This window comes from Limosilactobacillus gastricus DSM 16045, from assembly GCF_001434365.1.
Classification (GTDB): Bacteria; Bacillota; Bacilli; order Lactobacillales; family Lactobacillaceae; genus Limosilactobacillus; species Limosilactobacillus gastricus.
The window spans coordinates 52,417-68,522 of the sequence record NZ_AZFN01000007.1; the positions used below are offsets into that span (position 1 = coordinate 52,417).

The following is a 16,106-nucleotide window of genomic DNA, read 5'->3' on the forward strand; positions in this document are numbered from 1 at the left end:
GACTCCCTAATTCTGATTAGGATTAGCTAAGAAGTAACCAACCCCCCGCCGGGTAATCAACCATTGCGGGTGGCTTGGATTATCTTCAATCTTTTCCCGAAGTCGCCGCACGGTCACGTCGACCGTTCGCACATCCCCAAAGTAATCATAACCCCATACTGTTTGCAACAAATTTTCCCGGTTAATGACTTGGCCTTGGTGTTGAGCTAAATAATGCAGCAATTCAAATTCTCGGTGAGTTAAATTAATGTTTTCACCACGTTTCGTTACTGTGTAAGCATCTGGATGAATCGTTAAATCCCCAATTTGGATATCGGCTTCTCGTCCATCTTCCACCGCACTAGTCACAACTTCTTGACGTCTTAAATTAGCTTTAACCCGAGCAACTAGCTCTCGATTAGAGAACGGCTTGGTAACGTAATCATCTGCTCCTAATTCGAGCCCCAACACCTTATCAAGCTCAGAATCCTTAGCCGTGGCCATGATAATAGGAGTGGTATATTTAGCCCGAACCTGCTTTGCCACTTCAAGGCCATCTACCTTTGGTAACATTAGATCTAAGACTAATAAGTCCGGTTTTTCTGATTCGACTTTTTCTAAAGCTTCCTCGCCATCAAAGGCGACAACGACTTCATAACCTTCTTTTTCAAGATTAAATTTGATGATGTCTGAAATTGGTTTTTCATCATCAACAACCAAAATTTTTTTAGACATGCTTCCCCTCCGAAAATACATCTCTCGTTGGCACTTATGCGATAGGTCCATTATAGCATGAACAGCCAAGACTGTTCATTTGGCAAAACCAAGGGGCGCTATTTTTTTTCAGTAATTTATTTATAATAATTGATAGTTATGAGATAATAATGTTGTACAAACATAACGGAGGTAGTGACCATGAAGAAAATCTTCTTATCATTGGTGGGAACAATTGGGATTGCCCTCATCTTTTTTGCTAGTTTAATGAATCATACCGATTTATCGCTTAGTAATAACTATCGAGAACTTTTTGCTTTTCTTGGTTTTGTGATTCTGCTCATTGTACTTGCCTTTAGAGGTGCTTTTAAAAATCCCGCTAACTTTCATTTCTATCGATATTTTTGTTACACTTTTACAGCCGTAATCTTTGTTAATGCGCTGGTAAATGGGGTCTCATTGGGAGCTTATTTGATTTTTTGCATTTTAGTATTTGGAAGTTTTTACTATCGAAAAGCCTAATTAAGTAGTACTCGTCTTAACAACATAAGCAAAGCAGATCGTGATCCGTTGATTCGGCAACTTTTTTTAAAAAGTTACTAAAAAGTATTGCCAAACTAAAGGGTACCTGATATTATAATTTATGTTGTCAAAGACGAGACACGGGCAGTTAGCTCAGCTGGCAGAGCACCGGACTCTTAATCCGGGTGTCCAGGGTTCGATCCCCTGACTGCCCATTGTAACCGATCACTTTAGGTGGTCGGTTTTTTGTATACCAAAAGAACCTGGTAGCAATTAGCTCCCAGGTTCTTTGATAATTTAAGCTTCTTCATAATCAATTGAAGCGAATTTATTATAAGCTTTATTGAAGAGGAGTTTGACCGTTCCTCGCGGGCCACTCCGGTTCTTTTCAATGATTACTTCAACTTCGCTTAGACTATTAGTTTCATCTTGCTGCTCAGCGCCTTGTTCACGAGTATAGTAGTCTTCCCGATATAGGAACCCAACAATATCCGCATCTTGTTCAATCGACCCTGATTCTCGAATATCTGATAGCACTGGCCGTTTGTCTTGTCGCTGTTCCACTCCCCGTGATAATTGGGATAAGGCGATTACTGGCACACTTAATTCTTTGGCAAGCTTTTTTAATTGTCGCGAAATTTCCGAAACTTCTTGTTGCCGACTTTCCGAGTTGGATCCTTCAATCAATTGAAGATAATCAATCACAATTAAACCTAGATTTCCTTCGCGCTTGGCAAGTCGTCGGCACTTCGCCCGAATTTCAGCAACTTTAATTCCTGGCGTGTCATCAATAAAAATTTTGGCTTCACTCAAGGTCTGTGACGCTACCCAAAATTGTTCCCACTCATCGGCATTCATGTTCCCAGTTCGCAAGTGATTGGCGTTGATGTTTCCTTCGGCACACAACATCCGATTTACCAGTGATTCAGCTCCCATTTCTAGGCTAAAAATTGCCACAGTTGGTCGTTCTTGGCTATGGGCTGCCACATTTTGTGCAATATTTAAGACAAAGGCCGTTTTTCCCATTGCCGGCCGGGCTGCTAAAATGATCAATTCGTCCGCATGTAAGCCGGTCGTCATTCGATCCAATTGTTGATACCCCATTGGAAGTCCCGTTACATCCGTCGTCTGTTGTGCTAATTCTTGTAAGTGATCAGCTGATTGCCCTAAAAGTGTATTGATGCTTTGGAGATCAGTTTGCGTGTTACTCTCAGCAACACTTAAAATTGATCGTTCGGCTTCATCCAACATCGTCGTCACATCTTGACGATCCTCATAGCCTTCACTCGCAATCTTAGTTGCGGTTTCAATCAAACGCCGGGCCGTTGCCTTATCACGGACGATGCGAGCATAATAAGCCACATTAGCCGCCGTTGGAACTGCTGCTGCTAATTCGGCTAAATATTGCACTCCTCCCACATTGTCCAATTGATTGGTCCGCGTGAGTTCGTTTTGTAAATTAATGACATCAATCGGTTGATCTTGATCATTAAGGTGCAACATGGCCGCATAGAGGATTTGATGTTGACGGCTATAAAAATCATCAGGTTGGACGAATTCCATTGCTTCCACAATGGCGTCCTTTGTTAATAAGGCTGACCCTAAAACGGCTTGTTCTGCTTGAAGGTTCCGCGGTGGTGTCCGCGTGAGTTCTGCCGTATTATCCATGATTCCCTCAGTTCTTGCATTTATTTTTCTGCAATGTGTACCCGTAAGGTTGCTTCAACTTCATGATGGAGTTTTACCGGAACATTAACATAACCCAGTGACTTAATCGGGGCAGCTAGTTCCATCTTTCGCTTATCTAACTTAATTTGATATTGTTTCTCCAAGGCCGCCGCAATCTGCTTGGTTGAAACCGAACCAAACATCCGACCATCTGAACCAGCTTTTCCTTGTAATTCAACAACAGTTTTATCGTCTTCCAAGACTTTTTTAAGTTTCTTTGCCTCGGCTAGCTCTTCAGCCGCATGCTTTTCTTCCGACCGCTTTTGCCCTGCCAATTCGCTCATTGCGGCCTTATTTGCAGCCTTAGCTTTCCCGCGTGGAATCAAGAAGTTCTGGGCATAGCCGTCAGAAACTTCTTTCACTTCGCCTCGCTTACCGCGTCCCTTAACATCTTCAGTAAAAATAACCTTCATTTTACTCTTCCTCCGTTTCTGATTCTGCTTCTTGATCACTGGTTAATTCAGTAATTAACTGCGCTTTAACCGCTTCGACCGTCGTATCTTTAATCTGTGTCGCAGCATTGGTTAAGTGACCACCACCACCTAAACGCTCCATAATGACTTGAACATTAAAATCACCAATTGAGCGGGCCGAAATTCCAACGATGTCAGGACTCTGCCGCGTAATCACAAAGGACGCTTGAATTCCTGACACTTGTAAGAGCATATCCGCCGCCTGGGCCGCAATCACGGAATCATATGTCTGATCATCAGCGCCGGCACAAATCGCCATGGCATCATCGATAAATTCAGCCGTATCAATTAAATGGTTCCGTTGAATGAAGTTAGCGGGGGTCTCTTTGGTTAAATATTGAATCATCTTACCATCAGCCCCAGCTGACCGTAAGTAAGAAGCTGCATCGTATGTCCGCGTTCCCGCATTTTGACTGAAAGACTTAGTATCGATTCGGATTCCAGCCAACATTGCGGTTGCTTCAAGTTTATTTAATCCCTTGCTTTCTCGTGGTTGATATTCAAACATTTCCGTAATCAATTCACAAGTTGAAGATGCATATGGTTCAATATAAACCAACAAGGGATTTTCCGGAAATTCTTCTCCCCGACGGTGATGATCAATAATCACGAGCCGGTTAGCTAGCCGTTCGGTTAATTTAGGGAACGCTGACAAACTTGGTTTAGAATGATCAACCATAATTAGTAAGCTAGCATCCGTGGCTTTTTTTAAGGCTTCCTCAGGGTTAATAATGTGTTCTTTGATACTTTGGTAATTATCAACTTCACCCATTAAGCGTTCAATATCAGAATGATTAGTTTCATCATCATCCAGCACAATCCAGCTTTCGTGATCATTCATTTCCGCCAAGCGACGAATTCCAAAACAGGCTCCAATTGAGTCTAAGTCTGGGCGAGTATGTCCAATCACGAAAATATTATCAGCCTGATTCATTAAATCACGTAACGCCTGGCTAATCATCCGCGCCCGGACCCGCGTTCGCTTTTCCATCGGATTAGTCTTACCACCAAAGAACCGTGCCTGACCACTCTCCATACGCACAACTACCTGATCGCCTCCACGACCGAGGGCTAAATCCAAGTTCTTTTGGGCCATATTAGCTAAGCGAATTAAGTTACTTTGTCCATAGGCAATTCCCATACTAATCGTTACTGGAGAGTTTTGTTGGGAAGTATTTTGGCGAATGGTATCTAGAACGTCGAAATTTTCGTTTTCGAGGGCTTTTAATGAATAGTTATGACCGATTAATAAATAGTTATCATCATCGATCACCTTTAACAAAAGATCATGATCCTTGGCCCACTGACTCAGTTGGGAAGTCACATAGTTACTGAGATTCGAAACCATCGAATCACTCATTCCCTTAGTAATTTCATCATAATTATCTAGGAAAATATTTCCCAGGAAAAGTTGTTCTCGCTGATAACGATCCGAGATTTCCTCATATTCCGTAATATCAGTTAAATAAACCGTATTAAATTGATCCTGAACTTGAAGTTCAAATTTATAACCCTGCCATTCAACCACAGAAGTCTGATCATCATGCCGATGTTTAGCTACCAATTTAGCTAAGTCATCATCAACCATTGCCAGTTTCCGTCCCACAATCATTTCTTGTGGATCAAAATACTTCGCCATATACGGATTAATCCATTTGATAATGTTTTCATCGGTTAACAAGATTAAGCCAATCGGCATCTCTAACAAGGCCTCTTCTTGGCTTTGATTAACCTGGACAGCCAATTGGTTTAGATATGCTTCAGTGTCATTATTGATCCGCTGGAGCCGTGCAAAAGAATAAATCATTCCAATTAAAACGATTACGGCTAGGCTAGCCCCAATTCGCCAATCATACATCAAACCGATGATAATCCCGATGATGGCGATCACGAATGCAAAAACTAAGATCCACAGGACCGTCGTCCGCCGTAAAAATTGATCCAAATTTTGTTTATTTATCACTTGTTTCACAGTCGGATTCCTTTCTGACAATACTGATTTTATTATACCATAAGCTAACTAGAAGCATTATTGATCAGTCTAATAAAAAAGAAGCTAGGACCAAACCTAACTTCTCAATAAATTAATCTTCGGCAACAAATGGTAATAAGCCCATAATCCGTGCCCGCTTGATGGCAATCGTCAAACGACGTTGGTTCTTAGCGCTCGTACCCGTTACTCGACGTGGTAAAATCTTACCCCGTTCTGAGATAAACCGACGTAATAATTCAGTATCTTTGTAATCGATGTATTCAATGTGGTTAGCAGCGATGTAGTCAACTTTCCGACGACGACGCATACCTCCACGACGTTGTTGTGGCATGAAATTAACCTCCTTTATCGAATCTAGTGATTAGAATGGAACATCACTTAATGAATTTTGATCATCATCTTTATCATTTGCTTGATCATTCTTCAAAGCCGTTTGATCATTAATGTCAATGGCATCACTAGCTGATCCTTCATTAGATGAATTAGCAAATGGTAAACTATCCGTATCGATTGGGGTCGTGTTCTCACCAAAGAGTCCTTGACCACCAAACGGATTATCATTAGCGTTTCCATTATCTTGAGGAGTTGCACCAAAGTTATTGGCTGGTCCACCAAAAGCTGCTTGGCCTTGGTTGGCATTAAAACCATTATTGGCACCGTTATTGTAGTAACCACCATTGTTATATTGGTTATTGCCAGCTTGGTTGTCCCGTGCTGAACGAGGTTCCAATAAAGCAAAGTTTTCTACGGTTACTTCAGTCCGGTAAACTCGTTGACCTTGTTGGTTTTGGTAATTACTGGTCGTGATCCGACCATCAATCCCAACTAGCGCCCCTTTATGAGTGAAGTTCACAAAGTTTTCAGCAGACTTCCGCCAAATGACACAATTGATAAAATCAGCTTCACGTTCCCCAGTTTGTTGGTTCCTAAATTGCCGATCAACTGCAATTGAGAACCGTGCCACTGCCGTTCCGCTATTTGTGTACCGCAACTCTGGATCCCGAGTTAAACGTCCAGTTAGGACTGCACGATTTAGCATGGGCATTCACACTCCTCTCTATTATTTAGTTAAGCGATTAGCGCTTAACAATCATGTGACGTAGGATATCGTCGTTGATCTTTGATAAACGATCAAATTCATTTAATGGTTCATCCGTGTCAGTCGTGATGTTTACGATATGATAAGTACCTTCAGTGTACTTTTCAATTGGGTAAGCAAACCGACGCGTGTCCCAATCAGTTGAATCAACAACTGTTGCACCATTGTCTGAAAGAATCTTGTCGAAGTTAGCTACTAAAGCACTCTTAGCTGATTCTTCAATATCAGGACGAATGATGTAAGTAATTTCATATGTACGTGTTTCCATGTATATTACACCTCCTTATGGACTCAGGCCCCCGCTCATTGGTAGGAGCAAGGAGAGCAGACGTTATTACGTATACTCACAGAATAGAATACTATCATAAAATGACCAAAATAACAAGAAATAACTTATAAAAGATCCTAAGTTGCGGCTTATTATTACATACGCAAAACTTAGGATCTTAATTCATTATTCTTCAGTTTGAGGACTAATTTCTTCAGTCTCATTGGTGGTTTGATCGGCAGTTGATTCGTCCGTGGTTGGCTCTTTATCAACCTTGGCCATCGTTGCCACCACCGAATCATCATTCATCTTAATTAAATGGACACCGATTGCGGATCGCCCAGTAACCGATACGCTTTCGACGCCAAAGCGAATAATTACCCCTTTGTTAGTAGCTAACATCAAATCTTCGTCGCCTTGGACAGTGGTTAAACCAACTAATGGTCCATTCTTTTCGGTAATGTTTACGGTTTTAATTCCTTTACCACCCCGACCCTTAATTGGATATTCAGTGGCGGGGGTTTGTTTCCCGTAACCTTGCTCACTAATTACTAGCACGTTACTATCTGGGCTTAATTGGGCTGCCCCAATCACATAGTCACCTTCACGAAGGCGAACTCCCCGAACTCCCGCTGCCGAACGTCCCATTTTTCGAACCGCTGAGGCTTTGAAGCTGACCGAGTAACCAAGTCGGGTTCCCAAGATCATTGCTTGATCTTGATCAATTATTTCAACATGAATTAATTCGTCACCTTCATGTAAGTTAATGGCTTTAAGACCATTACTCCGGATATTTTTGAACTCATTAACAGAGGTCCGCTTAACGGTCCCTTCCTTCGTCACAAAGAAAAGATCACGATCATCATCGTCAGTTTGTGTTTCATGTGAAACATTAATTACCGCGCTGATCTGTTCATCACCATTAATCCCTAACAAATTGATGATCGGTATACCTTGAGCTGACCGGCCATATTCTGGAATCTCATAGCCTTTCATAGCGAAGACCTTACCAGAATTAGTAAAGAATAAAAGACTATCATGCGTGGAGCTGGAAATTAAGTGCTCTATAAAGTCGTCATTATGAACACCCATTCCCTTGACTCCTCGACCACCACGATTTTGCGATTTGAATTCATCAACTGGTAATCGTTTAACGTAACCACTATGGGTTAAAGTTACGATGATTTCTTCTTCTTCGATCAGATCTTCATCTTCAATACTATTCAAATCACCAACTTGTAATTCCGTCCGTCGTTCATCACCAAATTTTGCTTGAATTTCCAGTAATTCGTCATAGATGATCTTTTGAATTCGTTCCCGGTGAGCGAGGATGTCTTTATAATCAGCTATCGCGGCCACTAATTTATTATATTCATCCTCGATCTTTTCGCGCTCTAAACCAGTTAAACGGACCAACCGCAAGTCAAGAATTGCTTGAGCTTGACGATCTGACAAGCCGAAATTATTTATTAATTGTTGCTTGGCGATGTCACTAGTTTGCGAACTCCGAATGATATTGATAATTTCATCAATATGATCAAGCGCAATCCGTAATCCTTCAACGATATGCTCCCGATTTTGGGCCTTCTTTAAATCAAATTCCGTCCGTCGCTTAATTACAATTTCTTGGTGTTGCAAGTAGTTTGTTAGGATTTCTTTGAGGCTTAAAATCTTAGGCGCCCCATCAACAATCGCTAACATATTGAAGTTGAAAGTCGTTTGCATCAACGTCATCTTGTATAAATTATTCAAAATGACTTCGGCACTGGCATCTCGACGAACGTCAACCACAATCCGCATTCCTTCACGGTCAGTTTCATCGTTTACATCCGTAATGCCTTCAATTTCTTTTTCTCGTGCCAATTCCGCAATTCGTTCAATCAACTTGGCTTTATTAACCATATAAGGAATTTCATGGACCACAATCCGTTGTTTACCATTTTTTAATTCCTCAATCTCGGTCTTAGCGCGCACCACAATGGATCCTTGGCCTGTTTCGTAGGCTTTCCGAATTCCGGACTTACCCATGACCACTGCTCCGGTCGGAAAATCAGGTCCCGGTAAGACCTTCATTAGGTCTTCGGTCGTGGCCTCAGGATTATCCATCAGTAAATGAATGGCACTAATAACCTCTCCCAAATTATGAGTTGGAATGTTCGTTGCCATCCCCACGGCAATCCCAGTTGCTCCATTTACTAACAGATTCGGAATCCGTGATGGTAACACTTGTGGCTCTTTTTCCGTTCCATCATAGTTATCTTGAAAATCAACGGTATCCTTGTTGATATCCCGCAACATTTCAACCGCAATCTTACTCATTTTGGCTTCAGTATACCGCATGGCGGCAGCTCCATCCCCATCCACGGAGCCGAAGTTACCATGACCATCAACTAACATGTACCGGTAGGAAAAGTCTTGCGCCATCCGGACCAGACCTTCATAAATTGATGAATCCCCATGGGGGTGATATTTTCCCATCACATCACCAACAATCCGGGCTGATTTTTTATATGGCTTATCAGGGGTGACCCCTAATTCATTCATACCGTATAAAATCCGCCGTTGAACTGGTTTTAAACCATCCCGCACGTCGGGTAGGGCCCGCGAAACAATAACACTCATCGCGTAATCCAAGAAAGAATTCCGCATTTGGCTGGTCAAATTAACGTCGGTAATTCGACCTGGTAGTTCTTGATCTGCCACTATTAACCCTCCTCAACCTGACTATAAGTCAAGGTTTTCCACAAATTTTGCATTAGCTTCAATAAATTCTCGTCGCGGACCAACCTTGGTTCCCATTAACATTTGGAAAATTTCGTCAGCTTGCTTGGCATCATCTAACTGGACCCGTAGCAAACGCCGATTCTCTGGATCCATGGTGGTTTCCCAAAGTTGTTCCGCATCCATTTCACCTAACCCCTTGTACCGTTGGATAACCGGTTTCGGACTCGGTTGAAGGGAATTAACCACCTGCTCCAATTCTTCGTCCGTATCAATATATTGGATAAATTTACCTTGGCGCACTTGATATAGAGGTGGTTGTGCGATGTAAACATAACCAGCTTCAAGCATTGGTCGCATAAAGCGATAAATCAAGGTTAGCAACAAGGTCCGAATGTGCGCCCCATCGACATCGGCATCCGTCATAATGATTAATTTATGATAATTGACCTTGTCAATATTAAATTCGTCCCCAAATCCAGTCCCCAGTGCCGTAAATAAGGAGCGAATTTCATCATTAGCTAAAATCCGGTTCAAGGTTGCCTTTTCCACATTTAAGATTTTTCCCCGGATTGGTAAAATCGCTTGGGTTAAACGTGACCGCCCCTGCTTAGCCGACCCACCAGCCGAATCCCCTTCGACAATGAATAATTCGGAAATAGCGGGATCCTTAGAGGTATTATCAGCTAGCTTACCAGGTAAATTGCTGATTTCTAGGCCGCTCTTTTTCCGCGTCACTTCGCGGGCTCGTTTCGCAGCTTCACGAGCTTTCGACGCCAACAACCCTTTTTCCACGATCTTATGCGCCACTTCTGGATTTTCCATCATGAAACGGTTCATCGTTTCGCTGAAGATCCGGTCGGTAGCTGTCCGAGCATCAGAATTACTTAACTTCGTCTTAGTTTGACCTTCGAATTGGGGATTCGGGTGTTTAATCGAGATCACGGCCGTTAGACCTTCCCGAACATCATCACCAGAAAGGGTCGTATTCCCTTTAATCTGATCACTTTTATGACCATAGTCATTAATCACCCGGGTTAAACCCGTCTTAAATCCAGTTTCATGACTCCCACCTTCGTAGGTATGGATGTTATTGGTAAAAGTTAATAAATTACTTCGATAATCATCTGAATATTGTAATGAGACTTCAACCGCAATTCCTTTATATTCCCCTTCGACGTAAATTGGTGGATCAAAGAGGACTTCATGCCCTTGATTTAAAAATTCAACATAATGTCGAATCCCACCTTCATAGTGGAATTCATCTTTAGTTGGTTCATCCGGGCGCTTATCAGTAATCGTAATCTTCAGGCCCTTATTTAAGAAGGCTAATTCCCGAATCCGTTCTGTTAAGGTTTTAATATTATAAATTGTTGTTTCCCGGAAAATTTCTGGATCCGGCGTAAAGTGAACGATAGTTCCGTGTTCAGTCAATGGTCGTTGATCATCAATCACTTTCATAGCCGTTTTGACATGACCATGATCAAAATCCATATAATATTCTTTACCTTCTCGAATGACCCGTACGTCTAATTCAGTTGATAAGGCATTGACCACCGAGGCCCCCACCCCGTGCAGTCCACCAGAAACTTTATATCCGCCACCGCCAAATTTCCCACCAGCGTGTAAAATCGTAAAGACCGTTTCTAGAGCTGGTTTGCCAGTTTTAGCTTGAATATCGACCGGAATCCCCCGACCATTATCAGTTACCGTAATGCTATTATCAGGTTCGACGACGACATTAATTTCATTTGCAAAACCCGCAAGTGCTTCATCAATCCCATTATCAACAATTTCCCAAACTAAGTGGTGCAATCCCTGAGCGGTTGTTGAGCCAATGTACATTCCCGGACGCTTTCGAACCGCTTCCAATCCCTCTAAGACCTGAATTTGACTAGCATCGTATTCTCTTGCTTTTTCCGCTTTCGTTTCATTAATTTCACTCACGATTTTACTCCTTACTTACTTGCCCATGACTAATCCGAAAAATCGATGGATCTTGAATTAATTGTTTCGCCACCCCATCCAAACTAGTGGTCGTTAAAAAAGTCTGGACCTTGTCTTGAATGGCCGTTAGTAGGTGGGTTTGTCGATTGTCATCAAGTTCCGATAATACATCATCTAATAGCAACAAAGGATATTCTCCGGTCTGTGCTTTCATTAGCTCAATTTCAGCTAGTTTAACTGAAAGAGCCGTTGTTCGTTGCTGACCTTGGGACCCAAATTTTTGCACATTTTGATCATTAACCAAAAATTGCAAATCATCACGTTGGGGACCCACTAAAGTCGTTCCCAACATTTGCTCTCTGGCCTGACTTTTTTCTAACAAAGTTTTTAGCTGACTTTGAATTTCCTCAACTGTTGTTTGGTCATTCACCGAAACTTGAGTAACATACTTTAAAGTTAAGGTCTCTTTTTGCCTTGAAATATGTTGATGTAGCTCTTGAGCCCAGGTTTCTAATTGTTGAATTAATTGATAACGCGTATGAATAATTTGAGCTCCTGATGCTATCAGCTGATCTGACATTACCCCTAACAAGACCGAATCTAATTTGCCGGCCTGCTTAACCTGTTTTAAATATTGATTACGTTGCTTTAACTGACGATGATACTGACTGATATTGTATAAATAACGGCTACTCATTTGGCCAAATTCCATATCCATAAAGCGCCGACGTAATTGTGGTGAGCCCTTCACTAATTCCAGATCCTCGGGGGCGAAAAGGACTACATTTAAATTGCCAATGTAAGAAGACAATCGTTGTTGGAATAAATGATTTACCTTTACGCGTTTCCCCGTCGCATTGATCTGAATTTCCAATGGTAATTTCCCGGGAAATCTTTCCACATTTCCTTTGAGCATCGCGGTTTTTGCTTGCCATTGGATTAATTCCCGATCATGATTAGTCCGATGACTCCTCGCCAAAGCTAAAACATGAATGGCCTCTAAAAGATTAGTTTTTCCTTGGGCATTCTCCCCAATAAAAATATTAACCCCAGGATTAAACTGGATCTCCAGGTCTTCATAATTTCGGTAATGGCGTAACTGGAGATCAAGTAACTTCATTACCTAAACTAAACCACCAATCACAACTTCTTCAAGATCCCCGATTCGAACTTGATCACCAGGATAAAGTTTTCGACCGCGACGTTGATCTTGTTCTTGATTTACCCAAACGGGGGTTTCTTGCAAAAACCATTTAGCTGCCCCGCCCGTTGGGATGATGCCCTCTTCCTTTAATAATTGACCTAAGGTAATGAATTCCCGGTCAATGTTGATTGTTTTTACCTGATCCACGTTCTTCACCTACTTTAATTAATACATTTCTATTATAGCCTTTTTTAAGGTTAAAAACAACGAACGGCCTTCTCATATGTCTTTTAAGCATTCTTAACTTAATTGAATGAAAAATGACTTTTTGATATTAAAATGGCTTAAATGCCCTCTAAAATCAAAAATAAGCTTTCCGTCAATCAAAAAAGCCCCTCAATCGAGGAGCTTAAAGCAGCTGGATTAGTAAGTCCGTACTGGCGTAATTAATTGAACAAAATTATCATGATCATCGGCCGGTACTAAAGTAAATGGACGCAGTGCCGATGTAAAGGACATTAAAATTTTAGCAGAGCCAAAGGACTTCAAAGCATCGCGCATGTAATCAGGGTTAAAAGAAATTTCCAGATCATTCCCTGCCATTAATTCTGCATTGATTGCTTCTTCCACGTTCCCAACATCCGCTGAGTTACCACTAATCTTAGCAACCGACAGGCTTGGATTAATAGTCAACTTAACTACATTATTACGACTTTGATGGGATAACAAGGAAGCCCGTTCAATGGAAGCTAAAAAGCTATCTGCTGCCAATTCAATGGTTGTCTCCGAGGATGTCGGAATCAACCGACTTGTTTCTGGATAGTTACCTTCTAACAAACGAGAATAGAACTTCGTTTGTCCAAAGGTGAATAAGATTTGGTTATCCGTGAAGTTCATTGTGACATCGCCATCAACTTCATTCACCATCCGTGACAGTTCGGTCAAACTATTTCCTGGAATAACTACATCGTATTGTTGACCTTCACTTGTTGGCACAGCCACATTCCGTTGAGCCAACCGATGACTGTCTGTTGCAACTGTCGTTAACTGACCATTAGCTAAAGTAAAGTGAATCCCCGTTAAAATTGGTCGACTTTCTTGCTTTGAAACGGCAATCCGCGTTTGTTCAATCACTTCTCGTAAGATATCAGGTGCAATCATGACCTGACTGGTACCATCAACTTCTGGTAAATGGGGAAAATTATTAGCATCCTGACCATTGACCGTAAATTCTGCCGTTCCAGAAGTAATAACTGCTTGAAAACCATCATTAATGGCAATTGATACTTCTTGATCAGGTAATTTTTTTATAATTTCAATAAAGAATCGAGCTGGTAACACAATTGCACCTGGTTCGCTAACTACTAACGCATATTCACCATCAGTTTGATTGATTGTGGTTTCAATGGAGATATCTGCATTGCTTCCCGTTAAAATGATTTGATCGTTTTCAACCACTAATTTTAATCCTGTCAAAATTGGAATAGTTGTTTTGGAAGAAACGGCTCGTAAAACATTGTTTAAGGCATTAATAAAAGCTAATCGATTTATTGTAAATTTCATAATTATCTCTCCGTGGTGCTTTATATATAAATATAAAATAAAAATAGCAGTAGTAGTAGGGCCTGTGTAAGTTGTGGAAAAGTCGTTACTAGTTGATTAGACATGGATAAGATGCTTGTGGATAACTTGTGGATAACTTAAAGAAGATGCCAGAGTTTTCCACAGGTCTATACTTGTAATTCATCTCGTAAATTCTTAAGATCTTTTTCTAATCCAGAATCAGAGGAGATATTTTTCTCAATTTTATCAATTGCGTGTAGGACGGTAGTATGATCTTTACCACCAAATTCTTTTCCAATTTTAGGAAGCGAGCTATCAGTTAGTTCCCGTGATAGGTACATCGCGATTTGCCGAGGAACGACAATGTTTTGCGAACGTTTCTTACCAGTAATATCACTTTGATTAATGTTAAAGTAAGCTGCAACCTTCTTTTGAATCAAATCAATTGATAAGGTTGTTTCGGTAGCAAAGCCTAGTCCCTGAAGAGCTTCTGCAGCAATTTGAGGGGTAAGAGGTTGCTTTTGTAATTCAGCAAAAACACGTACCCGCATCAGGGCCCCTTCTAATTCCCGGACATTCGTATTTACTTTTGATGCAATGTAGTTTAATACCTCGTTGGGAGCTTGGATGTGCTCTTCTTCGGCCTTACTTTGCAAAATGGCAATTCGCGTTTCAAGTTCTGGTGAAGTAATTTCTACTGGAACTCCCCAAACGAAACGAGAAACGAGCCGTTCGGTTAAATTCGGGATTTGTTTGGGATTTTGATCGGCGGTTAAGACAATTTGCTTATTATTATCATGCAATACATTAAAGGTATTGAAGAATTCTAGTTGGGTCTCTCCCTTAGAGGCAAAGAACTGGACATCATCAACTAATAAAGCATCTAAATTCCGATATTCTTGGCGGAACTGTTCTTGGCTTCGATTTTTAATGGAATTAACGTAGTCGTTTACGAAGGTTTCGCTAGTAACATATTTAATCCGCGCATTAGGATTATGGGTCAACATATTATTAGCAATAGCTTGCATTAAGTGCGTTTTACCTAAGCCAACTCCTCCATAAATTAGGAGTGGGTTGTAGAGACCCCCCGGTTGTTCCGAAGCCGCGAAAGCCGAAGCATAAGCCATCTGGTTACTTCGTCCTTCGATAAAGTTTTCGAAGGTATATTCGGGATTTAACGGGGTTTCATATGACGTTTGTGCCGTAGGGGCAACCGTTGGAACTGGTTGTGAGATCCCATTCGCTAATATGAAAATTGGTTCAATTGGTTGACCGGTTTGGCTATAGAGCAACTGGCGGACCTTATTAATTAGGTTATCCTGCCAAAAATCGAGGTGATTTTCGGTTGGCAATTGAATCGTAAGTCGATTATTAACGAGTGAAACAGCTTTTGCCGGAGCAATTAAGTTAGTGTAAGTTACTTCTGCAGTAGACTCACGCAAAGCATTTTGGATCGCTTCCCAGAGAGAATCGAGCTCAGTCAAAATGTTTCCTCCTCAAAGATAAGATTTCAGTGATTAAGTTTATCATTAGTTAAAAAAGTTTTCCACAGGATGAAGCAAGAAAGTTTATTTTTTCCACCACGCTGTGTGGAAATTGTCCACACGGGTGTGAAAAAGTGGAAAAAATTAGGCCCTTTCATAGTTATCCACAAGAGAAGTGGGGAAATCCACAGGCCCAAAAGCTTGGTAAATTAGTATTTTTAAAAGTTATCCCCAAAATTGTGGAAAACTATACCCACTGATCGTGGAAAACCGGAAAACCCGTGAAAACTGTTGTGGAAAAGTGAGAAAGCAGAAGTGGTTTTGCACAACGCTGTGTATTATTTTGTGGATAAATAATTTTTACTCAGAGTGAATCTTTAGAAAATCAGGTTTTATCCCGTTAAAAAGTGTGCTATACTTTCTAAGTATGTTTAAAGAGATTGTCTTTTTAGACCATGAAATAAAAAATTA

At 41.2% G+C, this 16,106-nt stretch carries 14 protein-coding genes and 1 tRNA gene; 2 read left to right on the forward strand and 13 right to left on the reverse strand.

Annotated features, from left to right (window positions below):
* Positions 1-6: 6 nt before the first annotated feature.
* A complete protein-coding gene (yycF, locus tag FC60_RS03295) occupies positions 7-714 on the reverse strand; it encodes a response regulator YycF (protein WP_007122754.1) in 708 nt (235 codons plus the stop codon).
* Positions 715-894: 180 nt separating this feature from the next.
* On the opposite strand from yycF, the gene FC60_RS03300 reads away from it, so the two are divergent.
* Both FC60_RS03300 and FC60_RS03305 read left to right on the forward strand, forming a co-directional pair.
* A complete protein-coding gene (locus tag FC60_RS03300; protein WP_056937073.1) occupies positions 895-1,215 on the forward strand; it encodes a hypothetical protein in 321 nt (106 codons plus the stop codon).
* A gap of 142 nt (positions 1,216-1,357) precedes the next feature.
* A tRNA-Lys gene (locus FC60_RS03305) sits at positions 1,358-1,430 on the forward strand.
* 82 nt (positions 1,431-1,512) lie between these two features.
* Here the strand turns inward: FC60_RS03305 and dnaB are convergent.
* The 12 genes from dnaB to dnaA all read right to left on the reverse strand — a co-directional run bounded on the left by dnaB (position 1,513) and on the right by dnaA (position 15,635).
* Entirely contained in the window at positions 1,513-2,883 is a 1,371-nt protein-coding gene (gene dnaB, locus FC60_RS03310; RefSeq protein ID WP_007122755.1) for a replicative DNA helicase, read from the reverse strand.
* A 20-nt stretch (positions 2,884-2,903) separates the two neighbouring features.
* The gene (gene rplI / locus FC60_RS03315) at positions 2,904-3,356 is read right to left on the reverse strand and encodes a 50S ribosomal protein L9 (RefSeq protein WP_007122756.1); all 453 of its coding nucleotides are present in this window, start codon (positions 3,354-3,356) and stop codon (positions 2,904-2,906) included.
* Position 3,357: 1 nt separating this feature from the next.
* A complete protein-coding gene (locus FC60_RS03320) occupies positions 3,358-5,388 on the reverse strand; it encodes a DHH family phosphoesterase (protein WP_056937074.1) in 2,031 nt (676 codons plus the stop codon).
* Positions 5,389-5,500: 112 nt separating this feature from the next.
* The gene (gene rpsR, locus FC60_RS03325; protein WP_040467906.1) at positions 5,501-5,740 is read right to left on the reverse strand and encodes a 30S ribosomal protein S18; all 240 of its coding nucleotides are present in this window, start codon (positions 5,738-5,740) and stop codon (positions 5,501-5,503) included.
* A 30-nt stretch (positions 5,741-5,770) separates the two neighbouring features.
* The gene (ssb, locus tag FC60_RS03330; RefSeq protein ID WP_056937075.1) at positions 5,771-6,448 is read right to left on the reverse strand and encodes a single-stranded DNA-binding protein; all 678 of its coding nucleotides are present in this window, start codon (positions 6,446-6,448) and stop codon (positions 5,771-5,773) included.
* Positions 6,449-6,485: 37 nt separating this feature from the next.
* Entirely contained in the window at positions 6,486-6,776 is a 291-nt protein-coding gene (gene rpsF / locus FC60_RS03335; protein ID WP_007121848.1) for a 30S ribosomal protein S6, read from the reverse strand.
* A gap of 186 nt (positions 6,777-6,962) precedes the next feature.
* A complete protein-coding gene (gene gyrA, locus FC60_RS03340; RefSeq protein WP_056937076.1) occupies positions 6,963-9,479 on the reverse strand; it encodes a DNA gyrase subunit A in 2,517 nt (838 codons plus the stop codon).
* A 21-nt stretch (positions 9,480-9,500) separates the two neighbouring features.
* Positions 9,501-11,444: a DNA topoisomerase (ATP-hydrolyzing) subunit B gene (gyrB, locus tag FC60_RS03345; RefSeq protein ID WP_056937077.1), complete on the reverse strand. Its 1,944-nt coding sequence runs from the start codon at positions 11,442-11,444 to the stop codon at positions 9,501-9,503.
* Positions 11,445-11,448: 4 nt separating this feature from the next.
* Positions 11,449-12,564, reverse strand: a complete 1,116-nt coding sequence (gene recF, locus FC60_RS03350; RefSeq protein WP_056937078.1) for a DNA replication/repair protein RecF — start codon at positions 12,562-12,564, stop codon at positions 11,449-11,451.
* A 3-nt stretch (positions 12,565-12,567) separates the two neighbouring features.
* Positions 12,568-12,795 (reverse strand): S4 domain-containing protein YaaA, encoded by a 228-nt coding sequence (gene yaaA, locus FC60_RS03355; RefSeq protein ID WP_040467908.1) that lies wholly within the window; start codon positions 12,793-12,795, stop codon positions 12,568-12,570.
* 216 nt (positions 12,796-13,011) lie between these two features.
* Complete coding sequence (dnaN, locus tag FC60_RS03360) at positions 13,012-14,151, reverse strand: DNA polymerase III subunit beta (protein WP_056937079.1); 1,140 nt, start codon at positions 14,149-14,151, stop codon at positions 13,012-13,014.
* A gap of 167 nt (positions 14,152-14,318) precedes the next feature.
* Positions 14,319-15,635, reverse strand: coding sequence for a chromosomal replication initiator protein DnaA (gene dnaA, locus FC60_RS03365; RefSeq protein WP_007121852.1), 1,317 nt, complete (start codon positions 15,633-15,635; stop codon positions 14,319-14,321).
* Positions 15,636-16,106 lie beyond the last annotated feature (471 nt).

What these genes read in the sequence shown, in the direction of transcription:
- yycF (WP_007122754.1), bottom strand. Translation starts at nt 714, where the DNA reads ATGTCTAAAAAAATTTTGGTTGTTGATGATGAAAAACCAATTTCAGAC.
- FC60_RS03300 (WP_056937073.1), top strand. Translation starts at nt 895, where the DNA reads ATGAAGAAAATCTTCTTATCATTGGTGGGAACAATTGGGATTGCCCTC.
- dnaB (WP_007122755.1), bottom strand. Translation starts at nt 2,883, where the DNA reads ATGGATAATACGGCAGAACTCACGCGGACACCACCGCGGAACCTTCAA.
- rplI (WP_007122756.1), bottom strand. Translation starts at nt 3,356, where the DNA reads ATGAAGGTTATTTTTACTGAAGATGTTAAGGGACGCGGTAAGCGAGGC.
- rpsR (WP_040467906.1), bottom strand. Translation starts at nt 5,740, where the DNA reads ATGCCACAACAACGTCGTGGAGGTATGCGTCGTCGTCGGAAAGTTGAC.
- ssb (WP_056937075.1), bottom strand. Translation starts at nt 6,448, where the DNA reads ATGCTAAATCGTGCAGTCCTAACTGGACGTTTAACTCGGGATCCAGAG.
- rpsF (WP_007121848.1), bottom strand. Translation starts at nt 6,776, where the DNA reads ATGGAAACACGTACATATGAAATTACTTACATCATTCGTCCTGATATT.
- recF (WP_056937078.1), bottom strand. Translation starts at nt 12,564, where the DNA reads ATGAAGTTACTTGATCTCCAGTTACGCCATTACCGAAATTATGAAGAC.
- dnaN (WP_056937079.1), bottom strand. Translation starts at nt 14,151, where the DNA reads ATGAAATTTACAATAAATCGATTAGCTTTTATTAATGCCTTAAACAAT.